The following is a 24,989-nucleotide window of genomic DNA, read 5'->3' on the forward strand; positions in this document are numbered from 1 at the left end:
ATCAACCTTTGTAGGGGCACGACATGTCGTGCCCCTAAGCTGTATAGGATTTGTACTAAATTCTCAGTTATACATCACCACTAAACTCCACTCTGCATCATCATCAGTATAAAAATGCTCAAAGTCGTGAGGACTAGGAGGATGCCTAGAGCGACCGATTGACCTAAATGTTTTGAATTTTGTGAAACTTTCATTGTTTTCGGTGTTTATTTTGAGGATAGATTATGAACATATCAAACTTTTCGTGAATTTTATGAGAAAAAGCAATATAGCTTAACTTTATTTAACATAAATACACATTTTAAAGGTTTCAAAGCGGTATATGTAAATGAGAAGCCGTAGAGGAAAATAGTTTTGAAATATATTTACTTACACGGTTTTGCGTCCAGTCCGGGATCGGCAAAGGCGGTTTATTTACGCGATCGCTTTGCGGAGTTGGGAGTGTCTCTGTTGGTTCCCGATCTGAACCAGGGAGACTTTTCTCATCTGACGCTTACCCGTCAGATTCAGCAAATTCAGACGGAGTGTTTGTCAACGCCCACCCCAATCACATTAATCGGTTCGAGTTTAGGCGGACTTACGGCGGCTTGGTTAGGGGAATATCACCCTTTAATCCAGAGGTTGATTCTGCTAGCGCCAGCATTTGGATTTCTCTGTCATTGGTTATCTACTCTGGGAAAAGAAACCCTGCATCAATGGCAACTTGAAGGATATCGTCCCATTTATCATTATGGCGAACAGCGAGAACTGCCCCTGTCTTATCAATTTGTGGAAGATATCCCTCAGTATGAACCCACTCACCGATTGAAACGACCCATTCCTACTCTAATTTTGCATGGGCAGCATGATGAGGTGATTCCCTTCAATGAAAGCCTAATCTATGCCAAGGAACGATCTTGGGTGAAGCTTATCCCACTCAATAGTGATCATTCGTTAAGTGACGTAAAAGGCGAAATTTGGCAGTCAATTTTGACATTTTGTCAATAACCGTGTAGAGACGTTGCATGCAACGTCTCTACAATCAGTCGAGGATTTCAACCTCTAGCATTTCGTAATTCAAATCGGTCGCAAACGGGTCACCTTCAAGGTAAAAGGACCCCCTCCCGTTTCTCCAAAAGCCCGCACCCGAATAATATAGGTTCCCGTTTCAGTAATCCGGGAAAATAGCAACGAATTCGTCGTACCATCGGGACCATCATCATTTTCGGCAATCGTCGAGCCATCAGAGGCTAAGAGCGTAACAATTGTATCGAAGCTATCTGAAATTAAATCAATAGCCACTTGATCGCCACCACTCAATTCTATAGTGTAGTCCCGGGCAAACCCCCCCTCTCCCGTGGGAATATCTTGGTCAGTGAGGGTATCAGAAACTTGATTACGCTCAGGAATCGGAATCGGATTATACAGTTGATTTTGCGCTCTCACAGCCGCCGCCGTTAAGCCCACTGTCAAAAAGGTTGTAGGAACAAGCAGAGCAAAGCTAAAACGAGCGGCAAAGGCATTCATCATAGAAAATTCATTTACGCTGAACGGGTCAATTATAGGCGTTCTACTGTAGGTATTGATGATTCGGCACTCCTAATCATCTATCGTCGAATATTAAAACAACACCACTCTTGGCGTTTCCAGAGAGTCGCTACTGTCCAGTTATGTTGTTCTAGGGTATCAGCAATAGGTTTAGCCTGATCCAAAAATATCCCGCTAATAATTCCCCAACTGTGGGGACTCGCGATCGCACTGATTCCGGGAATTAGGTCAATAATCACTTCTGCCAGGATATTGCAGAGAATACCATCAACCTTTTTCTCCCCCAAAAGATGAGTTAATAGCTCAACACTACCTTTCTTCACCACAAAGCGATCGGCACTAATCTGATTCAATTCTCGGTTGCTGCGGGCAGAGCGCACAGCTAGGGGATCAATATCTACCCCCAAGACTTTTTTTGCCCCCAATAACACAGAGGCAATGGATAAAATACCCGATCCACACCCAATATCCGCAATAACGGGGTGGCTATGATCATAACCGATTCGCATTTCCAGGGCTTCTAGGCACAGATGCGTGGTGGGATGGGTTCCCGTACCAAATGCTGCACCCGGATCGAGCCGCAACAGCAGGCGATCGGTTTGTTGGGGTACAGATAACCAAGCCGGGTAAATCAAAAAGCAATCGCCAATTTCTGTGGGTTGCCAATGCTGTTTCCAACTGCTTGCCCAATCTTCTTCATCAATTAAGTGCCACTGGGTTAAGGGGAGTGGCAATCCTACCGTCAGCGCATCTTGGCGCAACCATAAAGAAAGTGCTGCCAAATCCAACAAATGTGCCTGATTTTGGGGTAAGTGAGTTCGGATCAGTTGAGAATGTCCTTTGCTTTCACAAGACATTCCCCGACAGCCGAAACTATCCAGTCGCCAGAAGATTAAATCCTCCAGGGCTGGATCGCCCAAAATTTTAATTTCCCACCAGCTATTTGCCATACGATTTCAGATTTTAGATTTCAGATTTTAGATTAAGGGAGAGTCGTTGGAAACCAACAGAGACCGCAGGATCGCTGTTCTACCGTCTGAGTCATCCAAAATCCAAAACCCAAAATCCAAAATTGACGTGACTACAGTGTTACCGTATAAGCGTCCCGAATACCAGGAACTTTGGTAATTTCGGTCAAAATTCCTTCCGGTAGGGGATCATCAATGCTCAAGACCATTACAGCATCCCCTCGCACAATTTTGCGACCGACCTGCATACTGGCAATATTGACATTAAAACTACCCAGTAGCGACCCAATTTTACCAATAATTCCCGGCATATCGCGGTGCAGGGTAAAGAGCATGTGGTGACTCGGTGGTACATTAATCGGAAACTCGTCAATACTGGTGATGTGAATTTCACCATCGCTGAGTAGCGCTCCCGTCACCGAATGTTCACCCAAGGAACCCTTTGCCGATAACAGCAGCGAACCGCCTGAATAATCCTGAACCGAAGCATCACGGGTTTCAATTACTCGAATCCCCCGCTCTTTTGCCTCAATTGAAGCATTGACGTAGTTGACTCGCTCACGCAAGGCTTGAGATAGCAATCCTTTGAGAGAGGCGACAACTAATGGCTGACTATTATTCGTGGCTAACTCCCCTTGTAACCGGACATTTAGCTGTTCAATTCGCCCACCCGCTAATTGACTGACTAAATTACCCAGGGTTTCTGCCAACCGCATGTAGGGTTTGAGCTGTTCTAGTACATTAGACGATAATCCGGGAATATTCACGGCTGAACGGGCAGGTAATCCTAAGAGGACATCGCGAATTTGTTCAGCCACATCAATGGCAACATTAACTTGGGCTTCTGCGGTTGATGCACCCAGGTGAGGCGTGAGGATCACTTCCTTGCCCAGTTCCCGTAGGGGGGATTCTCCCAGGGGTTCTGACTCAAATACATCCAGTGCTGCCCCAGCTATTTTACCTGCCTTTAACGCTTCCGAAAGTGCCGTCTCGTCAATGACTCCACCTCTAGAGCAATTGATAATTCGAGCCGTTGGTTTCATTTTCGCCAAGGCTTCAGCATTAATCAGATGAGTGGTTTCCGGGGTTTTGGGAATATGTAGGGTGATGTAATCCGCCTCCCGAAACAACAAATCCATATCCACCAGACGACAGCCAAGCTGATCAGCGCGTTCCAGGGAAATAAAGGGATCATAGGCGAGTAACTTCATCCCCATAGAACGGGCGACAGTTGCCACATGGGAACCAATTTTACCCAAGCCCACAATACCGATGGTTTTTTTGTAAACTTCGGCACCGATAAAGCGCTTGCGATCCCATTGACTATTTTTCACCGACTGATTGGCTTCCGGGATATGGCGTGATAAGGACAGCATCATTGCTAAAGCGTGTTCAGCCGCCGCAATGGTATTGCCTTCGGGGGAGTTAACCACCACAATACCCTTACGGGTAGCGGCTGGGACATCGACGTTATCAACGCCAACTCCCGCACGTCCAATAATCTTGAGTTGTTTGCCCGCTTCGATGATTTCTTGGGTCACACGAGTGCCAGAACGAATCATCATGGCATCATACTCAGCGATGATACCAACGAGTTCCTCAGGCGATAGATTGGTTTTCACATCAACCTGAGCCACTTGGGAAAGGATATCAATTCCAGCTTGATCAATGGGATCGGATACAAGTACTTTAGACATTGCCAGTAGAAGGGTTGAAATGAGCTACACCGATTGTGCCTTGCTGTAAATTAATGCAGGACAGCTTATCAACTACACAACAGGGCTATCGCCGGACAATCGTGATGACTGACCGCAGTAGGCTATTGTAACGGCAAAGGGGTCAGTGCTTACGACATTGGCTAAAAGATTTAACAGTTATAGCGCTACGCGCCAGGGAATAGGCAATAGGCAATAGTGAAGACAAAAGCTTACCTGACAAGGGATTGAGTGATTTGAATTTTTCTTCATTTGTCCTAACGTCCTAACCCTAATGCGTAGTGCTATATCGGTAAACAACCTGATTGAGTGGCTAAACCCGCCCCTACAAAACTTACGACTTATTTCTTTTGACTGTGGTTACACCAACCGATGCTCTAGGTCACTTTCCCAAAATGGCATCTGGGCGTTGAGTCATGCGCCGTCGCCGCCCGCCCCGCTTCAGCCATTCAGTGGCATCATCGATGAAGGAATACACCACTGGTACCACTACTAAGGTTAACAGGGTTGAGAGCAGTAGCCCTCCTAGAATTACAGTAGCGATGGGGGAATAGGCATCCATACCAATTTCTGGGAAGAACGCCAGCCGCACAATTACAATAACGGTGGTACAGGTTGTCATGGTAATCGCTTTTAACCTGACAGGACCTGCCATGCGAATCGCCACATCGCGGGGAACCCCTTCTTCTCGTTTAGCTAAGATCAACTCTAGCAGCAGAATTGCTGCGGATAGAGACAAACCGGATAGGATAACAATGCCCAAAATTGAAACGCTTGAAAGGGTTTGATCCGCCAAAATCAATCCGCCGAAGACACCGACTAATTGCAGGGGAACCGACAGCATCATCACCAACGGTTGAATAAACGAGCCAAACTGAATGACAAGAATCAAATAAATTAAAATCAGCGATACAACTAACCCTTTAAGCAAACGGTCAAACTCGATCATCATGTCGGTCATATCACCCATGGAATCGATACCATAACCCGGAGGGAATTGTAACTCCATCCCCGCCCGCATCGCGATCGCCATCGATAAATCCATGGAAGCAGGTCCCCCTTTTCGGTAGTAGCCGTTGACGTATACCACCCGTTTACCATTAATATGCTCAATCACGGTAGGACCATTATGCCGTTCCAATGTCGCAACAGTTTTTAGGGGAACCTGTTGTCCCATCGGTGTGGTAATGTACGTGTTTGCTAGATTGCTCAGGGTGCCGCGTTCTTCCTGCTCATAGCGCACCAGAATCGAATTTTGCCGCAGGTTGGGGCGGTTGTAATAGCGGCGGGTAAAACCACCCGTGAGGGCGTAGCGGGCTTGTTCTGCCACCATTCGCACATTCATTCCCAGTTCTTCAGCGCGGCGACGATCCACCTTGATCTGATATTCTGGTTGGGTTAGGGCTGAACTGGTTTGGGGCATGACTAAACCCGGCGTATCTTCGGCGATGCGGAGAACGTCTTGGGCTAAACGATGAAGTATGTCTAAATCCTCCCCATACACCGCAAGCTGAACCGGAGCCGCAGACGTTGCCATCACATCCACACCCATCTCCTTTAAAGCAATGCGGCGCAAACCGGGAATCGTGCGGCGGGCTTCAGCTTCGACGCTATCCATAATTTCCCAGATGTCACGGTTGCGATCATCCTTGAGGGTGACAATCAGGGAGGCGGAGTTAACGCTGCCCATACTGTAACCACTGAAATAGGTACTATTACGGGTCAGTTCAAACCCTGTTTGGGAGGATACTTTGTCAATGTCCGGTTGGTCGAGTAAAATCTGCTCAAAGCGGTAGGTTCTCTCGTCCGTCTTAGCAAAAGACGTACCCGGTTCCATCTCCAGCGATGCCATAAACTGACCCGAATCCCCCAAGGGCATCATTTCCTGAGGCACAAACGGATAAAGCGCGATCGCAAACACAATAGCAGATCCTGCGATCGCTAACGTCACCTCCCGATTGTTCATACAGCGATCCAGTAGCCAACCATACCCCTGTTCGAGTTTCTGAAAGCCTACCCGCACCGGGGTCAACAGCCACTGTAACCACGTCTTTCGTTGGCGTCTGTTCTGGGGTGGCTTGAGTACAAATGCTGCAATCAAGGGAATCAGCGTCACCGACACAATCAGCGAAGCGATAAAAGCAAACACCATGGGCCACACGATGCCCACAAACATTAATCCCGTCAACCCTCCCGCCAAAATCGTCGGTAACAATGCTGCAATCATCACACAACTTGCCGCCGCACTTGCCAGAAACACCTCCCCCGTTCCCTGAATGGCTGCTTGTCTGGGGCGTAGCCCTTCCCGTAATTTCCGGTCAATCGAGTCGATCACGATGATGGAATCATCCACCAGTTTGCCAATTGCCATCATCATCCCAATCAGCGTGGAAGAATTGAGGGACATCTCGATGGGAATAAAAGGCAAGGTGGAGAGAGCCAGAGAAGTAGGGATGGAGATCATGATCAACGCCGTGGCGCGGAAATCTTCCAAAAAGATCAGAATCACCACCCCAGCGAGTAACACGCTAATCAGCAGTTCCTGAAAGGTGCTATCAAGAATAATATTGACCAAATAGGAGTTATCATACGCTTGTGCAAAACTCAGACCCGGATATTCTGCCTGAATCTGCTCCAATTCTGCCCGTACCTGCTTGATCACCTTCGGGGAACTCGAATCCGGCTTCTGAATCACATTCACCGCCAAAGCCGCCTCGCCATTGTAGCGGTAGCCACTGCGCCGTTCCTCAAAGGTATCTTCTACCGTAGCCACATCTCGGACATAAACCACCTGCCCATCCTGCTCCAAGACTGGGTAATCCATCACATCCGCTGCACTCAGCGCCCGTTTATCTGCCCGCACCAAGATTTCCGAGTCACCCTGAGTTAGCACCCCAGCGCCCTGGCTGACGTTATTGGCATCAATCGCATCCCGCACCTGCAAAATCGATAACCCGTAAGCGGCTAACTTCGGTCGATCCACCACCACCTGAAGCTGTCGCCGATAGCCGCCGAAGATAGACACAGCCTGAACATTTGGCACTTGGGTTAGCCGATCAACTAGAGTGTTATCGGCAAATTCCCTTAGCTGTACAGGGTTCCAGCCATCTCCCTGTAGCGCCAACGTTAGCACTGGGCGGTTTAGGGGGTCAATCGGTAATACCCAGTAGGAGCGGGAGTTCAAGCCATCTAACTCAATGTCTCCCTCAGCAGCCGTCATGATGCTCTGCACAGATTGCACGGCTTGATTGATATCGTCTCCCCAGGCAAATTGAATTGTCACTAAGGACATATCCTGCTGGGAACTAGAGCGAATAAACCGCACATTGTCCAGCACCGTCAGCCGTTGTTCGATGGGTTTACTGATATAGGTTTCGACTTCTGTGGGAGAGGAACCTGGTGCCATGGTGACAATCGACACCAAGGGACTTTCCACGTAAGGCATCATCCGCACCGGTAGGAGTATTAGACTCAGTACAGATAGCACTAGCACCGCGATGTACAGCGCGGCGACAATTGCCGGATGCTTAATCGACCAACGGGTGAGAAAGGTTTTGATCATGGCACAGCTAGGGGGAAATGTAGAGACGTAGCATGCTACGTCTGGGAGCTGGGGAAGATGGGGGAGATGAGGGAGATGGGGGAGATAGGGGAGATGGGGGAGATAGGGAAGATGGGGGAGATAGGGAAGATGGGGGAGATGAGGGAGATGGGGAAAATGAGAGAACTTTCCAAGTCTTTAGTAATCAGTGTCAATAAGCTCTCACCTCCCTACCCCTATCTCTCCAATAAATCTGTGAAATCAGTGTTTTGACCAATGACGAATAACTACTTCACCTCAATATCGAATATTTCTTGTCCAGACATAGCCGGATCATTCGATTTCACCGCCATCATCCATTTTCCTTTCATACCCATGTTAGTCATCACCTTGTATCGTCCCGGCTGAGTATCAGGTTCTACCTTAGTCATGGCTGTCATTGGCTCCGTGTCTTCCATTTCCATGGACAGATCGACTTGTAAATCCTCGACGGCTACAGGTTCATTAGTAGCCGGATCAATCACCTCGACTATGAATTCCGCATCACCCATCGGCACAGTGCCATCTTCCGGAGACACCATGGTGATAATCACGTTATTTTCGGCAGAGGATGCCATCGTTTCGGTTGTCGGAGCAGTCGCTGCATCCGTTTCTACTTCACTCTCCACTTGATTAGCACTACTGCAAGCGGTGGTCAAAACGCTGATTGTCAGCACGAGCAACAAAAGTTTTTTCATCAGAATCCTCACTACGTTAATTAGAATGAACAACCGTGGTCTCACAATGTTACTTAACCGGCACTGTGAGCATAGTTTGACCCGCATAATCGGGGTCTTTAACCTCGACCTTAATGTGCCACTCTCCCGCCATGCCAAAGTGAGTTTTGACCTGAAATTGTCCCGGTTTATCGGTTGGTTCCAGTTCCACCATCGTAGTCATTGGCTCCATATTCGGCATAGGCATAGTGACATCTACCGCCACATCCTTAGCTGGCAAAGGTTCCTGAGTATCGGGGTCACGGACTTCTAGGATGAGTTCAGCCCCCCCTGACTTAAATCCCTTGGTAGGATCAGGGTCAACGATCGCAACTTCAATCTTGTCCTGACTACTATCCCCTAACATTGGTACAGGATCGCCAGTATCATCCACCACCGTCACTTGAACATTAGGAACCAGACGGCTATCCCCAGAGGTAATCACGCGATCGCTCTCTTTGAGTCCCTGGGTAATTTCGATGCGATCACCACTGATCATCCCTGTCTCAACCTGACGCCGTTGCGCCTGATTGTCCTCAATCACCCATACTGACTCTGCGCCATTGAATTCCCCCACGGCGTTTCGAGGCACCGCGATCGTATTTGCCTTGCGATTCGTGAGAATAGTCATCTCCAAAAACTGCCCAGATAACAGACGATTTTGAGGATTATCCACCACCGCTTCCACTGTCACCGTGCGGGTGTCATTATTAGTTTGGGGGAAAATACTGGTAATCTTCCCAGTTAAAGGTTGATCCGTTACCCCTGGTACTTGAGCTTGAATCGGCGTACCCACCCGGATATATCCAGCATCCTCCTGTGCCACATTCGCCTGGAGTCGTACTCGCGAATAGTCCCCAATTTTCAGTACGCCCATACCGGGTTGTACGACAACGCCCGGATCGACCATACGAGTTTGGACAATACCACTAATCGGGGATTGCAATTTGGTGTAACTCTGCATTACCGTCGCTGTACTCACCTCCGCTCGCGCTTTACCAACCTTGGCGCGATTTTGATCCACTTCGGCGATTAGCCTTGCCCGTGCTGCTTTAGCTTTCCTAATCGCCGCCTGTTTAGCATTCACTTCAGAGGCGACAATATCCAAGTCATCTTGGGCGATCGCTCCTTCTGCAACTAAAGTGGCAAAGCGATTCTGTCGTAGCTGTAAATAATCCAGTTCAGCTTGCAAGCGAGCAATTTCTTGGGTTTGCTCTTCAATCTGGACTTGGCTAGCCCGTAACGAGGTTTCCATCGCATCAGCTTCCGCCTGGGCTTCTGCCAATTCCGTCGAGCGTTCAGTTGCATCCAATTGAGCCAACACTTGTCCCGCCTTAACGCGATCGCCGGGATAAACGGAATAATTGGTTAATTGTCCAGCAACCCGTGGATAAACAACCACTTCCTGATAGGGCATTATCGATCCAGTGTAGGACACCCGTGCCTCAAATTCTCCAGGCTGCACCACCTCTACCGTCACCGGAATCGGATTAAACGCACCATTCACCTGCATCATGTCATCGTGAGACATTCCCGACATATCATGACCTTCCATCCCAGCCATCGAGTTAGTCGGTTTAATTTGATTGGTGATCAGGAGGATACTGCTGCTGAGTACAGCGAAGACTCCTAGACCTAATAAAACCCGTCCGTATTTCTTGCGGCTAGACGGCTGTCGCAGTTCTTGGTTTGGTTTGGAAGCTAAAGGTTCTGGATGTTCAGATGAAGCGTCTGGAGCGTTGGGACGAGACTCGTCAATATCCGAATGGGGTAGAGGAGGTTCCAGAGACATAAGACATTCAGTCTGGATCAGACTACTGAAGAATCGTATCTATTTAAAGGTATCAGTTAATTATGAAATCAGAATGAAATCCTGACTAGGCTGATATCTTAAGCGGAATGACACTGAAAAGAATTCATTTTTGGCTCGCCTAAACCCTTGATACAGCGTAGTGGACTGACACAGCTAAAATTGTGGAATAGATTTGTCGATTGTAGGGGCGCAAGGCTTGCGCCCTCACGCCTGTACTTAGCCGGTTACCAACCCCTGTAAAGAGCGCACGTTGGGGAATCGTTGGGGAATGGGCGCACGCCGGGGAATCGCCGGGGAATCGCCGGGGAATCGTTGGGGAATCGTTGGGGAATGGGCGCACGCCGTGCGCCCCTACAGACGGATTAATGAACGGATGGAAACCCAATCTAGCAAAAGCAGTCTTCCCAATAGAGAAATGAAAGGACTCACAACCCAATGGCACGCTTGTTAAGTCCAAAGTGTTGATAATAGACAATTCTTATCTAAATGTAGCTATAGCAACTCTAGAGGGTTGGCAGTCAGCGGGAAAGTGAGGGGATTGGATTCTTACCGAATTAACGGATACTCAAGTTGGTTTAGGAGATGTCACCGAACTTCCCACCAAAGGTAATCGAACGGTGAAGGTACTGCCAACCCCTAGTTGGCTGTCTACGTGCAAGCTACCGTGGTGTGCAGTAGCGATCGCCTTAGCAATTGCCAGCCCTAATCCTGAGCCTCCGGTGTGACGAGAGCGATCGCGATTCACTCGATAGAAGCGATCAAAAATGTGGGCTTGTTCTGTCGGTGCAATGCCAATCCCGGTATCGGTTACTTTAATCACAGCCGTGTGATCGCTTTTCTCTAAACTTACGTTAATGCTATTGCCTGCTGGGGTGTAGCGAATGGCATTATCAATCAAGTTAGAGACTAATCGATACAACTGGGGTTCATTTCCCAGCACGTAAATTAACGACTTGGGACTATCATGGGTTAATTGAATATCAGAATCTGTTGCTAATTCTAAAAACTCTTCTGACAAATCGCTAATCAAATCATTTAAACAACAGGGTTGAAACTGTGCGGATAATGACTGTTGTTCTAGGCTTGTAAGTTGAAGTAAATCAGCAATTAAATGACTTAACCGTCGTCCCTGTCGCTCGATCTGACGTAACATTGTGTGAGTGTCTTGGGGATTTGACAGGGGAACTCGGAGTATGGCTTCAACTGTCGCTAACAGGCTAGCCAGGGGTGTCCGTAATTCGTGAGCAGCATCAGCCGTGAATTGTTGCTGCTGTCGATAGGAATCGTATATCGGTTGCATCGCCAATCCAGAGAGCCACCAACTTGAGGCTATAACTAATCCTAGGACAAGGGGTAGCCAACTCACTAAAATCCGTTGAATGCGAACCTTTTCTGTGTCTAGCGGGGCTAACGTGCGTCCAATTTGTAAATACCCCCACGATGAGCGCTGAGTTTCCGGGTTGGGGTGTGCATCCGCACTGTGCAGCATGATGGTAAATTGGCGATAGCGGATACCCTGAGTTGTGGAAATCGTTTGCCATGGCTCTGGATTGAAGGTTGGGGATAGATTCGCGGGTTGATTGGGTGAAAAGGCGAGAAGTTTGCTCTGGTGATTAAATAGGCGAATATAGTAAGTGTCGCGATCGCTAATTCCCATCGTATGACGCTGAATCACCGTGGGCATCCGATTACAGGGATGTTGGTTCAGACACAATTCGGGAAAAAGCTGACGCAATACCGTTGTGGGATCTGCCGATGGCGGGAGCAGGGGTTAGTATCTGAAAAATAATTTCTAGGCACATCTTGGCAAATCGTCCTGATTGCCCATATAATCTAGGGTAAGTTAAAAAGTAAGGATTATATGGAGAGCATTCAGGGCGTGACAGTGAGTATAGGAGAAGCGGCTAAAGAGCTAGGCGTTTCTGTTGACACAGTTAGAAGATGGACAGATGCAGGCAAACTAAAGTCTGTACGCGCTCCAAGCGGTCACAGACGTTTTTATTTGGCAGATTTAAAAAGACTGGCATCTAGAGAGCTAAAGCAATTGGATGAGCGCATTACTATCAACTATGCCCGTGTTAGCAGTCATGACCAAAAGCAGGATTTAGTTAGACAAGTACAGGTTTTAGAATCATTCAGTACCGTAAACGGATGGCAGTTTGAGACGATTCAAGACCTTGGTAGCGGACTAAACTACAACAAAAAAGGACTTAAAAAGCTTCTTAAACGCATCATGCAAGGTGATGTTGGTAGGTTGGTTCTGACCCATAAAGATAGGCTGTTACGCTTTGGCGCTGAACTGGTTTTTGCAATGTGTGAAGAATTTGAAACTGAGGTAGTAATAGTCAACAAGTCAACCGAAGAATTGAGTTTTGAGCAAGAGTTGGCAACTGACATGATTGAACTTATTACCGTATTTTCAGCCCGTCTGTATGGTTCCAGAAGCAAGAAAAACAAAAAGCTTATTGACGGTATGACTCAAGCTGTAAAGGATGTACAGTAATGCTATTAGGATTCAAGACGGAATTAAGACTAAACAACAAACAGCGAACTGCATTAGCCAAGCATTCAGGCGTTTCCCGCCATGCGTGGAATTGGGGTCTAGGCTTAACCAAGCAAATACTTGACCACAATCGGGACAATCCAGGGGATAAAATTAAATTTCCCACCGGGATTGACCTGCACAAGTGGTTAATAGTGCTGGTTAAACCCATCTGTCCTTGGTACTATGAGGTAAGCAAATGCGCTCCTCAGTATGCGCTAAGACAGTTAGCTCAAGCTTGGAAAGATGCGTTTAAGAAAAATAAAAAACCGCCTCGGTTTAAGTGTAAAGGAAAGCATGACAGCTTTACTTTAGACGGGTCAATTCAACTTGATCACTTCAAGATTAGAGTTCCGGTCATTGGTTGGTTGAGGACTTATGAACGGCTACCTGTTCGATTTCAGCCCAAGTCCGTGACCCTATCCAGAACGGCTGACCGATGGTTCATCAGTTTTAAGATGGACTTTGATCCAATCAACCGCCCTAAACCTCACTTTGTAGTGGGAGTAGATTTAGGAATCAAAGCATTAGCCGTCTTGTCTACAGGCATCGTGGTAGAAGGGGCGAAAAGTTACCGGAAATATGAGAAAAAACTCTCTCGTTTGCAGTGGTTAAATCGCCATAAACAGATTGGTTCTTCTAACTGGAAAAAAGCCCAAGTTAAAATAGCCCGTTTACATCGGAAAATAGCCAACATCCGCAAGGACACACTGCACAAGCTCACCTCCTATTTAGCCCAAAACCACAGCCGGATAGGAATAGAGAGTCTCAATGTGTCTGGGATGATGGCTAACCACAAGCTAGCCAAAGCCGTCGCTGACATGGGCTTTTATGAGTTTAAGCGCCAGTTAGAGTACAAGTGTCAACTGTACGGATCAACCTTGGTTGAAGTTGACCGATGGTATCCATCAACTAAAACCTGTTCAAGATGTCACACCGTCAAAGACGAAATGCCTTTATCTGAGCGGGTTTTTCGGTGTGACAACTGCGGTCTGGAGATTGATCGAGACTTAAACGCATCGCTCAATTTAGAGCAAGCCGCCAGTTAGGTGGTGTTAGCCTGTGGACTGGTTAAGTGCCGTCACTGCCAGAATGAAGCAGGAAGTAAGCAGCAAGCCTAGATATGAATATTTCTGCCTAGACTTGCATAGGTATTATGTAACGGTTCCCGATGTGAAAGTGAAGGCGAATGACAAAGGGGCGTTGTCTTTGGCGTTCGGGATTGGTAAGATTACGGCGAAGGCACGAGCGGATTCGGGGTTGCGAGAACGGCTGAATCAGTTTTTGGGACCCAAGAAAGCTGAGTTATTAGCGGCGATTAATCAGGAGTTGATTGAACCTGCGATCGCGCAGTTGCAACAGCAGGGAAAACGGGGATTAGTCGTGATTGTGGATAACCTGGATCGGGTTGAGGGTCAAACTAAAGGTTGGGGGCGATCGCAACAGGAATATATTTTTATTGATCAGGCTGAATATTTGCAAAAGTTTAATTGCCATCTGGTTTATACTATGCCCTTGGCGTTAAAGTTTGCTGATGAATATGCTCGGTTAACCCAGCGATATAAGGAAGAACCCAAGGTTTTGCCCATGGTACAGGTGCAGCAGGTGGATGGGAGTGACTGCACCGAGGGGATGAGATTGCTGCGACAGATGGTTCTGGCGCGGGCGTTGCCGGATTTGGACGAACAAGGGCGGTTAAATCGGGTGAATGTCATTGGTCAAGAGTATCATTTACATCCATACCTATGCCTCAGTCACCTCTCTGTACAACCGTTGAGTTATTTTGCGGGATTAGACATCTCCGAAAAAGAAGATGAAACCCTTATCTTGTCTAGGTAACAACCTAATTTATGGAGATGTCTATTGGTTATTCGTAATTTTAATTTACACCAAACCGTTCTAACAATTGCTCACGGGAAAGGGTAGTTAGTAGGGAAGTTAATTCTTGGGAAGGTAATTGTAACATGGGCGCGATCGCACTGGCTAATTCGGGGTCAAGTTCCCCAAATCGTACTCTCAGAAATCGTTCTACAGCTTCTTGCTTTGAGGTATCGTCTTGAATCGGCAGATTACCCAACCACAGTAAGAGTTCCTCACGTTCAAGGTTAAATAACAGCCGAGTTAACTCTTGAGGGGATAATTGTAACATGGGCGCGATCGCACTGGCTAATTCGGGGTCAAGTTCCCCAAATCGTACTCGCAGGAAGTTTTCCGCCATTTGGCGTTGCCCTTCAACTCTACCTTGTTCTAAGGTTTCTTCTTGCCATTTTAAGTAAGCTGGTGATAAGTTCATGAGCAATTCCCTGTCCTGTTCACTTAAATTGTCGCTTTCGTTGATAGTGATACGCCAGTTTGCCAGAATCTGTAAAATGGTCTGCCGATAGGGGTTCTGTTGGGGTAAAGCAACCAATTCATCGATCGCTTGTTTCTGTGTTCCGCGTTTTCCCAGAACCCTTAACCATAGTGTATCTTCAGTGACGGGCAGTTGGTTGATGGCGATTAATGCTGTTTTCAGAAATTTTGCCATGAAATATACCCCTTCTCCCCAGTCTTCTGAATGTCCTGTAGGGGCGACCCGCCTGCATTAATGAACAAGGCGATTCCACTCAATTGACTTGGGTCGCCCTCTGCTTAATCCCCGATTTTGGATAATGTTGCTTAGAATTTTAGGATAAGTGTTGAGGCGATGATGGCGCTAAAGCGCAACTACAAGCGCAACTACGAACGAAACGATGTCGCAGCTACCTGATATTACACCGGAGAATAAGACGGAACTTGAGGAATTGGCGTTGACGCTGGACGCTTTTCAGGGTCAGTTTTTGCTGGTTTTTGCCCGATGTAATTATGACAGAGTGCGATCGCGTCTGATTCAAGTCCTCCAAGAGTCGTCTCCGCTGGAGATTCGCACGATTACGCTGAACCCTGATGATACGGTGCTATATCAGCGGATTCAGAGGGAGTTGCAGGGGGATAAGCCGGGGGCGCTGATGGTTTTGGGGTTGGAGTCGGTGCTATCTCTGGAGAGGATGCTGGCGGGGGCGGATTTGGTGCGGGAAGAGTTTCGTCAGCATTGTCCGTTTCCGGTTGTGGTTTGGGTGACGGATTCGGTGAAGGCGCAATGGATGCAGTTTGCCCGAAATCTGGAAAGTTGGGGGGTGAGTAGTCGGTTTACGATTAGCCGTGGGGAGTTGGCGGCGTTTATTACAGGGAAGGCGGATCAATGGTTGGCGGATGGGTTGATTTTAACGGAGACGGAGTGTATTGAACTTAGGGGAGAATTAGAGGCGGCTGAGGGGGAGTTGCAGTTAGAGGATGACGGGTTAGAACCGGAATTAGCGGCGGCGTTATTCACATTATTAGGTATTTGTCAAGAACAGCAGGGAGAGATTCAAACGGCAATTGATTACTTTGAGCAAGCCTTGGGATGTTGGCAGGAATTGCAGCGTTTTGAGTATGAAGGGATTGTTTTAAGGGAGATGGTTTATGGTTATTTTTGCCAAATTAATCGGATTCAACCTGCGACAATTTCTAGTGATGACTATAATCAGATTCAACAGAAACTTAAAGACTCTATTCAACAAGCTTTAACTGCCTTTCATCGGGCGCAACGTCCGGATTTAATTGCTGATTCGATTGGGGTGTTTGGTGCGGTTTTGCGGGAGTTGCAGGATTGGCAACAGTTACGGGAGTTGGCGGAACAGGCGTTGGCGTTTGACCAAGGGGAAAATCGCCGGGATAAATTGGCGTTGGATTATACGTTTTTGGCTGATGTTGCTTTGGCTGAAGAACGTTGGCAAGCGGCGCAGGAGTTGGCGGAAACGGCGTTAAATTATGGTGAGACAATTGCGCTTGGGGAAGAGATAGAGGTAAAAAGTAGATGCTATTGGATTAAAGCGCGATCGCAGGTTAATTTAGGTCAATGTTTGGCGGCGATTGAACAGTTAGAAGTTGCCCATGGTATCAGTCAACTGTTATCGAATCCTCGGCTTTATCTGGATATTTTAGGCGATTTACATGATCTCTACTGGCAGACAAAAGATTATCTGAAGGCTTTTAAAATTAAACAGGAACAGCAAACCGTTGAAACCCAATTAGGATTAAGGGCGTTTATCGGTGCCAGTCGCATTCCATCGATTGTTGGGGCAAACCTCTCTCCTGCAAGAAACCTCTCTCCAAACCTTTCTCCTGCAAGGAGAGAGGCTTTGAATACTTCACATTCTGTCCTCAATACTCCACATTTCGTCTTGAATTCTCCACATTCTGTCCTGAATTCTCCCCCTTCCCTTGCAGGGAAGGGGGCTGGGGGGTTAGGTTTCATCGCCCCAGAAATTATCGCTTCAGGCTGGGAAAAAGATGTGCGAGAATTAGTGGAACGGGTGCAGCGTTCTGATCATAAAGTTATTGTAATTTATGGTTATTCTGGCGTAGGCAAAAGTTCTTTAGTCAATGCTGGACTCATACCAACTCTACACCATACTACCGTTAGTGGACAACGCATTATTCCAATTTTGAGCCAAGTTTATACTGATTGGGAACGAGAATTAGGACAGCAATTAACCGCCGCGCTAAAAACACACAATATTCCCATCACTCAACCCCTCGACTCTCAAGCCGCGATTCTAGAAGCCTTGCGCCAGAGTGAAACCCAGCAGGTGCGAATTGTGTTAATTTTTGACCAGTTTGAGGAATTCTTTTTTGTTCCCGATGACAAGGGTGGCAAGAATAAAATCTTTGAGGCTGATTTTTTTGAGTTTTTAGGTCAGTGTCTAGATATTTTGTCCCTGACGGTGATTTTTTCTATTCGCCGAGATTACCTCTATTATTTAGTAGACCAACCCGGAATGGGAAGTTATGACCTGTTGAGTAAGAATAGTCTCTATAAAATTTCTAACTTGACACCAGAGGAGGCACAAACGTTACTCGAACAACTGACCACACGGTCTAATTTTAAGCTGGAATCGGCGTTAATTGAACAACTGGTGCAGGATTTAGCGGGAGATTATCAGAAAGTACGCCCGATTGAGTTACAGGTTGTCGGGGCGCAACTGCAAGCTGAGGGGATTAGAACCTTGGCGGAGTATCAACAGTTTGGTACGAAGGAAGAATTAGTGCTGCGCTATCTGGCGGAAGTGGTGGAGGATTGCGGCGAAGAAAATCAGCCCGTGGCGGAGGTGCTGTTGTATTTGTTGACGGATGAGAAAGAGCGGCGATTGCTGAAAACTCGTGGGGAGTTGGAGGAGGAGTTAAAGGATTTTGTCACAGTAGCGGCGAGTCAGTTGGATTTAATTTTAGAGATTTTAGTGTTATCGGGGTTAGTTTTTATTGTTCCTGATACGCCGGATGACCGCTATCAGTTGGTGCATGATTATTTAGTGTCCTTTATTCGCCAGCAGCAAGAGCCAAAGATACAAGAAATTATTGCTCAATTGAATCGGGAACGGGAACAGCGTCAGCAGTTAGAGCGGAGTATTGAACGGGTGCGGGGAGAGTTAAGCTTGGTTCTGGAGGAACGAGAACGGGTGATGGTGGAGGTGGAACAAGCGGAGCAAACGAAGCAGGAATTAGCCGCAGAGAATCGGAAAGTCTCGCGACGGGTGCGGGTGGGTTCGGTGGTATTGGTATTGACAGTAATCAGCGCCGGATTTGGGTTAGCTTGGACAGGTGCAACAGCGAATCGAGATATTCAAGAGGCTCAACAACGAGAGCAAGCAGCGCGTCAAGCTGAATTAGCTGCTCAACAGGGAGAGGAAGAAGCGAAACAAGGAGAGGAAGACGCGCTGCAGGGAGTCAAGACAGCTAGAGAGCAATTCGTAGTGGCTCAAAAACGAGAGCAAGTAGCGCGTCAGCGACTTAATGAGACAGAAAAACGGGAGAAAGAAGCGCTGGAGCGAGCCAAAATAGCTAAACAGCGAGTTGTCGCGGCTCAACAACAAGCGGAAGCCGCTCAACAGCGAGAAACCACCGCTCAACAGAATGCGGCTCAGGCTCAACAGCAAGCAGAAGCCGCCAACCGACAGGTGGAAGTGGCGAAACGACGAGAACAGGAGGCGAATGAACAGGTAGAATTAGCCCAAGCTAAAGTTAAGGATGCTCAAGAGCAGTATGAATTCGCTCAAGCTTCTCTAACACAAGCCGAAGCTGAACGAGCAGAGGCTAAGAAACAAACTGAAGAAGCCCTAACAGGAACGGAACTTGAACGGCGTGGTACATTAGCTCTACGGCAATTTAACTATACTCAAATTCCGGCATTACTCACCGCTATGGAAGCAGGGAAAGAGCTAAAAGCTTTGGTAAAAGACCGACCGATTAATCAGTATCCCGCCTATAGTCCCCTCTCCGCACTACAACAGATTCTGAATCAAATTCGCGAGCGAAATCAACTGCGCGGTCATGAAGATTGGGTTAGGAGTGTCACGTTTAGCCCCGATGGAGCGCAAATTGCTAGCGCTTCCGATGACGGAACCGTGCGGTTGTGGCGGGTGGAGACGTTAGACGACTTGCTGGTTCGCGGTTGCAACTGGTTGCGAGACTATCTCCGCACTCATCCCGATGTCAGCGATCTCAATAAGTTTTGTGCGGAGGAATTAGGGGTGGCTGAATAAGAGTTGTGGTGAAGGGAAGCTGGGGGAGCTGGGGGAGCTGGGGAAGCGGGGGAAGCAGGGGAAGCGGGGGGAGCAGGGGAAGTAGGGGGAGCAGGGGAAGCGGGGGGAGCCACACCCCTAGACTTGCATCGCTTCTTGTAACGGAACGTCAGGGGTTGGTTTATCCTCATGCAATTGATCTAAAATCTCAATCACTTCTCGCTCAAAGGATACTTGGGCGCGGTTCGTTCTCCCCCCCACATAAAAACGATCGCCTTTTTGTAATGCCCAAATTTGCGAGTGAGACACATAACTCATAATTACACCCACCATCAGCAAACCAAAGCCTGTATACACAATCGGAATACCGGGATCAGCTTTTATTTGTAAGCCTGTACTGCCAATCAATTCCTTAAGACGCAACGTTACCCCATTCACTTGGGTACTCATCCCAGAACGAACCGTGGAGACTAATTTCCCCTTGGCATCGTACACCAAAACCGTCCCCTGTAAATCTTTTGCCAACAGCGAAGCCCCTTCACTTAAATCCGGTTTCGTCGGTACCCAAGTCCCCCAGATGCGCCCATTCCCTTGGATATCCAGTTTCGCCATGGGTAACTGGAATATCGGACTATTATTTAACTGTACCTGCACCGCCGCGATTCCCCAGTCGGTTTGGTAGAAGGTGACACCCTGATGGCGGAGGGGTTTGTTTACATAAATGGTTTCTCTGTCAATTTCTTGTTCCTGATTATCCACTACCGATAAATCAGAATAAAACTGATCAATTCCACCTTCGGGTGTGTAATCAATCCAGAAGCGATTAACGTGAACGCCCCAATTCTGGGGAATTTGAGGCTTTGCCCAGGGACCCGCATCAATAATATTTCGGACGTGAAAGGTTTCGCCACTAGGAACCATTTCCTGTGCCATAAATCCCGTCATCGCCCCCCAAATTGACCCAGCCAGAATAATCAGCATACTGGCATGAACGACAATTGGACCAATCCGCCCCACGATTCCTTTGCGGGCGTAGAGGCTATCTCCTTCTTGAAATACCCGATAGCGCTTGGCTTGTAGCAGTTGGGATAAAGAATTCAGGGAACCCGTTTCTAGTTCAGCGCTGAGTGCTAGTTTCTGAAACTGACGCGGTTCTTGATAATAATTCCAGCGACGGGCGGCTTTCAGGGCGGGAAATTGACGAGTAAACGTGCAAGCGGTGAGACTACTGCCAAACAGAACCAGGATTGACAAAAACCACCATGTCCGGTATACATGGTCTAATCCTAAGAATAGGAGAACTTTCCAGGTTAAGAAACCAAATAAGGCGGGATTTTCGGGATAATTGGCTTGATAAAAGGCAAGAGATTGACCCTGTTCGATAATGGTGCCACTGATACTGAAAAGCGCGATCGCGAGAAGGAGTGCGATCGCCAGTCGTAAATCTGCCAGAAATGATACGATATAACGTCGGAACCAACGTCCGACGGGATTAGGCACAGATTGATTATCTAACGTCATTTAATTAAAAAATTCCCCCAGGAATCCGAGACAGCAGCGAAAAGACGCCGAATCCGACTAATAAAGCCCCACTCACGGGTGTAATCCAACTTGACCATTGGCGTACTTCTAATAACTTCTTTATTGAAGCAGTAAATGTACCTGCCACAATCAATGGGGTAACATAACCCGCCGTATAGGATAATAGCAGAACCCCACCTAAAACCCAGTCTTGTGTACTCGCTACCCAAGCCAGTAATGTTGCCAAAACGGGTGTACTGCAAGGAGAGGCGACTAAACCAAAGGTTAACCCAATCAGATAAGAACGTATCCCCTTGGGCAAATCGGGGGAAATCCACTCCATTCCATCAAAAGACGGTAATTGCAGGGGTAAGGCTTCGAGTAGGTTTAGCCCCATGATAATCGCAATCAGGCTAACAATTATCGGTAATCCGATACCCACTTGCCCATAAACTCGTCCCACCGATGCGGCTAAAATCCCCAATCCAGCCAGAGTGGTTGCCAACCCCAGTGCAAACCAAGTGGATTGAGTCGCGGCTTGCAGGCGTCCTTTGGCTTCATAGCCGCCAATGTAGCCTATTGTGATCGGCAGCATAGATAGCATACAAGGAGTGAGGCTAGTCAGCAACCCAGCCGCAAAAATAATCCCAATGCTTAATGCACTCAGATGCGTAAGCTGATTGCCAACCAGATTATCGGCAAATTGTTCCAGTTGGTACAGTTGAGTTTGTAAATTGTCAATCATGCGCCGAGTAATTCACCAAATACCTGTTCTGCCAGCATTTTAACGTATGGGATTGTTTGTAGTAAGCACAAAGCGTGCTTCAACGCCTAGCTGGAGTTGGCTCAGGTTCCCTTACTACAAAACAAATCTAATCCACAATTTTAGCTGTGTCAGTCCAGTAGTAACGCACCGATTTTTAAAGGATTGGGGTGCGTTACGCTGTCGCTAACGGCACCCTACTCACTCGCTTCACAGGTATTAACAAATGACGTAGCTTGCTTCTCGATGAAAGCGAGTATGACAAATGACAATCACCACCGTTAACTTTAATTCTCCCCACCGGCTTCGTGAAGAACTTTCCGATCACGCATTTTCAGGATTAGCCCCAGCGTGATTTGTTTCATCACCCAATACAATACTGTCAACACGATAAAGGTGACAAACATGACGAACAAGGGACGTTTGGCAGTTAAGTCATCCACAATGGTTTGGGCTAAATCCTCCGGTTGTGTGACTAAATCCCAACTATTAAATCGGAGGAATCGCCCTAAATAGATACCAACCGCGCACAGAGCATGAGTAATCAGTTCAGCCGGAATCGTCAACTTACCCATGCCTTGTTTTTGTAAATAGTATCCTAAATTAATTAACGAGATAACGTAAGCTTCAAAGCCAAGTAGAATAACACTGAAATGTTGCGGAATTAGCACTAACGTAATCACCCAGACGGAATAGTCACGGCGCACCGCATCAATCAGGTGGATGATATCCGTCAGCAAATAAGGTGCATTAGGTAAGAATGCCATGAAAACAATGAAACCCGCCCACCATAAAAGGTTACGGGTTCCAGATGAGCGGCGAAAGAGCCAAACGCTTAAAGCTAAGGGGATAAAGGCGAGAAATAAATTCCAAGCCATCCAACCACTATGGCGATGCCATGCTTTCCAGGCATCCCTTAATAGAAATCTGAAAGACATTTTTTTACGGGTATAAGTCTGCTAGGGCAATCGGTTATTTACCAGTATAGCTAATGGCTTCAAGACGCCGTGAGCAGTTATTAGTGATCCCTTATCAGCGAAATCTTGTCAATTTTCAGTAAGCTAAATCGTAGCCAAGGGGTTGCGTCAAGGTTTTGAGTCGGTTCACTCCCGTTCCGATTACGATGCATTAGTGGGGATTGAAGAACGGGTGTTAGGGGCGGCGAAACGGGCGGTGACTCAGCTAGAAGCGAAGTCAGTAAAGGGTGGACAGCACACGGTTGTCTTAGATCCCTATTTGGCGGGTGTCTTCATTCACGAAGCCTTTGGACATTTATCAGAAGCCGATTTTGTCTATGAAAATCCCCGGATGCAAGAGTTACTCACCCTAGGGAAACCGATGGCGATTCCCCAACTGAATGTAATTGATGATGCCACTCTACCGGGTTTACCAGGTACTCTACACTACGATGATGAAGGAGTACCCGCCCAGCGCAAGTATTTAATTAAAGATGGCATTCTCAGCCAACGGTTGCATTCACGGGAAACCGCAGGCAAGATGCAAGAAACGCCAACAGGGAACGCCAGGGCGATTAATGCTACCTATCCGCCCATTGTACGGATGACGAATACAGCGATTGAACCCGGAGACTGTTCCTTTGAGGAGATGATTGGCGATATCGAGGAAGGGGTGTATGCGGTGCGGATGTTAGGCGGACAAACGAATGGTGAAATGTTCACCTTTGCCGCCGGAGAAGGGTATTGTAAACTTTCAATAACAATATAGTCAGATATAGTCATTAGAACATAAAGATCGTCTCGCTAGATTTGGAACAAATTATATAGAGATTCTCCTCAAAGAATTAGACAAAAAAGTTGAAATTGTTAATCAAAGTGAGGATAAAACAGATGAATTAATGGAAGACTTAATTGCCATTATCACTTCCTTTTGCTCGCGGATGTACGGATTAAGAAGGTCGAAACGAAAAACCGAAAAGATTATAGCCGAGTTAAAATCTCACGGACAATAATGCTACTATCGGAAAGACATATAATCAAAAAAGGACATCGTTTTTGGAGGTCGATAGATCGATTATCTTGGCAGTCTAAAAATCTTTATAACTCTGCCAATTATCTCATCCGTCAAAACTGGATTTATGGTCAGGGGTATTTGACTTATAATCAGATGGCTTCCTTGATGAAAGATACAGAACAATATAAGGACTCCTTACCCGCTAAAGTATCACAGCAAGTTTTAAGGGGATTAGATCGGAACTGGAAATCTTTTTTTGCCGCGAACTCTGAATTTAAAAAGCAAGTCAAGTGGCTAACCGTATAGCAGAAGTGAGGATTGTCCCCAAGTGCGATTGTTATGTAATTGAGGTAATTTATGAAGAAAAAGAACAGTTCTTAACCCCAAATGAAAAGATAGCCGCGATAGATTTAGGTATAGATAATTTGATGGCTCTAACTTCAAATCAACCGGAGTTTACTCCTTTGTTGATTAATGGCAGACCCTTAAAAAGCCTAAATCAATTTTATAACCAGCGTCGAGCTAAGTTACAATCTCTCTTAAAAAGCAATCGTCAAAGTTCCCAGAGAATTCGTCGTTTAACCCGTTGCCGTAATCAGAAGATAGATAATTATCTTCACCGAGCTAGTCGTTATTTAGTCAATCTCTTATTTGATCAAGATATCACCACTTTAGTCATTGGGAAAAATGACGGTTGGAAACAAGAAGTGAACTTAGGAAAAGTCAACAATCAAAAATTTGTGACCGTTCCTCATGCTCGATTAATTGACAGGATTATTTACAAATGTCAATTAGCCGGAATATCTGTGATTCTTCAAGAAGAATCCTATACATCAGCTTCTAATTTTTTGAATTTAGATCCTCTCCCCGTTTATGGAGAGCTTACTGAAAAACCCGTTTTTAGTGGAAAAAGAATTAAACGAGGTTTATATCGTACAGACAAGGGGGTTCTTGTTCAATCTGATGTTATAGGTTCCTACAATATTTTACGAAAAGCATTCCCAAATGCGTTTAACCGCTATGGGATAGAGAGGTGCGTAGTTCACGATTATGAGAATTAATCTCTCAAAGTAAAAGCGAAGGGAATTTCTGCAATGAAATTTAGTCTGTCTATATTTGACTATACTTTTACCAACTATATGATTCGCAATGGTAAGATTGCAGAACCTGTCAGCGATGTCACTCTCACCGGGAATGTGTTTCAAACCCTGAAAGATATTGACGCGATCGGTATGGGGGAGCAGAGGGAGCTGGGGGAGCAGAGGGAGCTGGGGGAGCAGAGGGAGCTGGGG

General features: G+C 46.8%; 18 protein-coding genes and 3 pseudogenes. 10 read left to right on the forward strand and 11 right to left on the reverse strand.

Annotation, left to right across the window (positions count from 1 at the left end):
- Positions 1 to 354: 354 nt before the first annotated feature.
- A complete protein-coding gene (locus tag RIB93_RS00350) occupies positions 355 to 987 on the forward strand; it encodes a YqiA/YcfP family alpha/beta fold hydrolase (protein WP_446369206.1) in 633 nt (210 codons plus the stop codon).
- 69 nt (positions 988 to 1,056) lie between these two features.
- Here the strand turns inward: RIB93_RS00350 and RIB93_RS00355 are convergent, their stop codons facing one another.
- From RIB93_RS00355 to RIB93_RS00370, 4 genes are all read right to left on the reverse strand, one after another.
- Positions 1,057 to 1,509 (reverse strand): PPC domain-containing protein, encoded by a 453-nt coding sequence (locus RIB93_RS00355; protein ID WP_446369208.1) that lies wholly within the window; start codon positions 1,507 to 1,509, stop codon positions 1,057 to 1,059.
- A gap of 77 nt (positions 1,510 to 1,586) precedes the next feature.
- The gene (gene prmA, locus RIB93_RS00360; protein ID WP_446369210.1) at positions 1,587 to 2,477 is read right to left on the reverse strand and encodes a 50S ribosomal protein L11 methyltransferase; all 891 of its coding nucleotides are present in this window, start codon (positions 2,475 to 2,477) and stop codon (positions 1,587 to 1,589) included.
- A gap of 131 nt (positions 2,478 to 2,608) precedes the next feature.
- Positions 2,609 to 4,192 carry a phosphoglycerate dehydrogenase gene (gene serA, locus RIB93_RS00365; RefSeq protein ID WP_446369212.1) on the reverse strand — a complete coding sequence of 528 codons (1,584 nt, stop codon included), beginning with the start codon at positions 4,190 to 4,192 and terminating at the stop codon, positions 2,609 to 2,611.
- Positions 4,193 to 4,592: 400 nt separating this feature from the next.
- Positions 4,593 to 7,769, reverse strand: coding sequence for an efflux RND transporter permease subunit (locus RIB93_RS00370; RefSeq protein WP_446369238.1), 3,177 nt, complete (start codon positions 7,767 to 7,769; stop codon positions 4,593 to 4,595).
- Positions 7,770 to 7,804: 35 nt separating this feature from the next.
- On the opposite strand from RIB93_RS00370, the gene RIB93_RS00375 reads away from it, so the two are divergent.
- Positions 7,805 to 7,969, forward strand: coding sequence for a hypothetical protein (locus RIB93_RS00375; RefSeq protein ID WP_446369214.1), 165 nt, complete (start codon positions 7,805 to 7,807; stop codon positions 7,967 to 7,969).
- A gap of 69 nt (positions 7,970 to 8,038) precedes the next feature.
- Here RIB93_RS00375 and RIB93_RS00380 read toward each other — a convergent pair whose 3' ends face one another.
- Positions 8,039 to 8,488 (reverse strand): FixH family protein, encoded by a 450-nt coding sequence (locus RIB93_RS00380; protein ID WP_446369216.1) that lies wholly within the window; start codon positions 8,486 to 8,488, stop codon positions 8,039 to 8,041.
- A gap of 49 nt (positions 8,489 to 8,537) precedes the next feature.
- Positions 8,538 to 10,298 (reverse strand): efflux RND transporter periplasmic adaptor subunit, encoded by a 1,761-nt coding sequence (locus tag RIB93_RS00385; RefSeq protein WP_446369218.1) that lies wholly within the window; start codon positions 10,296 to 10,298, stop codon positions 8,538 to 8,540.
- A gap of 289 nt (positions 10,299 to 10,587) precedes the next feature.
- On the opposite strand from RIB93_RS00385, the gene RIB93_RS00390 reads away from it, so the two are divergent.
- The gene (locus RIB93_RS00390) at positions 10,588 to 10,770 is read left to right on the forward strand and encodes a hypothetical protein (protein ID WP_446369220.1); all 183 of its coding nucleotides are present in this window, start codon (positions 10,588 to 10,590) and stop codon (positions 10,768 to 10,770) included.
- A gap of 114 nt (positions 10,771 to 10,884) precedes the next feature.
- Here the strand turns inward: RIB93_RS00390 and rppB are convergent.
- Positions 10,885 to 12,090, reverse strand: a pseudogene (rppB, locus tag RIB93_RS00395) (two-component system sensor histidine kinase RppB); the annotation flags it as partial.
- A gap of 90 nt (positions 12,091 to 12,180) precedes the next feature.
- Between rppB and RIB93_RS00400 the strand changes: the two are divergent.
- Genes RIB93_RS00400 through RIB93_RS00410 form a run of 3 tightly spaced genes read left to right on the forward strand, consistent with a single transcriptional unit; the run spans position 12,181 to position 14,700 of the window.
- Positions 12,181 to 12,822, forward strand: coding sequence for an IS607 family transposase (locus RIB93_RS00400; RefSeq protein WP_446369222.1), 642 nt, complete (start codon positions 12,181 to 12,183; stop codon positions 12,820 to 12,822).
- The gene (locus tag RIB93_RS00405) at positions 12,822 to 13,910 is read left to right on the forward strand and encodes an RNA-guided endonuclease InsQ/TnpB family protein (protein WP_446369224.1); all 1,089 of its coding nucleotides are present in this window, start codon (positions 12,822 to 12,824) and stop codon (positions 13,908 to 13,910) included. The genes RIB93_RS00400 and RIB93_RS00405 overlap by 1 nt, the downstream gene beginning before the upstream one ends.
- A 13-nt stretch (positions 13,911 to 13,923) precedes the next feature.
- On the forward strand, positions 13,924 to 14,700 hold the full coding sequence (locus RIB93_RS00410; RefSeq protein WP_446369226.1) for a hypothetical protein: 777 nt from the start codon (positions 13,924 to 13,926) through the stop codon (positions 14,698 to 14,700).
- 40 nt (positions 14,701 to 14,740) lie between these two features.
- On the opposite strand, the gene RIB93_RS00415 is transcribed toward RIB93_RS00410, so the two are convergent.
- Positions 14,741 to 15,388 (reverse strand): hypothetical protein, encoded by a 648-nt coding sequence (locus RIB93_RS00415; RefSeq protein WP_446369228.1) that lies wholly within the window; start codon positions 15,386 to 15,388, stop codon positions 14,741 to 14,743.
- Positions 15,389 to 15,593: 205 nt separating this feature from the next.
- Between RIB93_RS00415 and RIB93_RS00420 the strand changes: the two genes are divergently transcribed.
- A complete protein-coding gene (locus RIB93_RS00420) occupies positions 15,594 to 19,463 on the forward strand; it encodes an nSTAND1 domain-containing NTPase (RefSeq protein ID WP_446369230.1) in 3,870 nt (1,289 codons plus the stop codon).
- Between the two features lie 117 nt (positions 19,464 to 19,580).
- Here the strand turns inward: RIB93_RS00420 and RIB93_RS00425 are convergent, their stop codons facing one another.
- The 3 genes from RIB93_RS00425 to RIB93_RS00435 all read right to left on the reverse strand — a co-directional run bounded on the left by RIB93_RS00425 (position 19,581) and on the right by RIB93_RS00435 (position 22,664).
- Entirely contained in the window at positions 19,581 to 20,963 is a 1,383-nt protein-coding gene (locus tag RIB93_RS00425; RefSeq protein ID WP_446369232.1) for a cytochrome c biogenesis protein, read from the reverse strand.
- Between the two features lie 4 nt (positions 20,964 to 20,967).
- Complete coding sequence (locus tag RIB93_RS00430; protein ID WP_446369234.1) at positions 20,968 to 21,708, reverse strand: cytochrome c biogenesis protein CcdA; 741 nt, start codon at positions 21,706 to 21,708, stop codon at positions 20,968 to 20,970.
- 305 nt (positions 21,709 to 22,013) lie between these two features.
- Positions 22,014 to 22,664: a DUF1361 domain-containing protein gene (locus RIB93_RS00435; RefSeq protein WP_446369236.1), complete on the reverse strand. Its 651-nt coding sequence runs from the start codon at positions 22,662 to 22,664 to the stop codon at positions 22,014 to 22,016.
- Between the two features lie 142 nt (positions 22,665 to 22,806).
- On the opposite strand from RIB93_RS00435, the pseudogene RIB93_RS00440 reads away from it, so the two are divergent.
- The 3 genes and pseudogenes from RIB93_RS00440 to RIB93_RS00450 all read left to right on the forward strand — a co-directional run.
- A pseudogene (locus RIB93_RS00440) lies at positions 22,807 to 23,427 on the forward strand (TldD/PmbA family protein); the annotation flags it as partial.
- 267 nt (positions 23,428 to 23,694) lie between these two features.
- Positions 23,695 to 24,771: pseudogene (locus RIB93_RS00445) on the forward strand (RNA-guided endonuclease InsQ/TnpB family protein).
- Between the two features lie 38 nt (positions 24,772 to 24,809).
- A partial coding sequence (locus RIB93_RS00450; protein ID WP_446369240.1) for a metallopeptidase TldD-related protein occupies positions 24,810 to 24,989 on the forward strand: 180 nt, incomplete at its 3' end.

The organism is Coleofasciculus sp. D1-CHI-01 (genome assembly GCF_040218875.1).
GTDB lineage: Bacteria > Cyanobacteriota > Cyanobacteriia > Cyanobacteriales > Coleofasciculaceae > Coleofasciculus.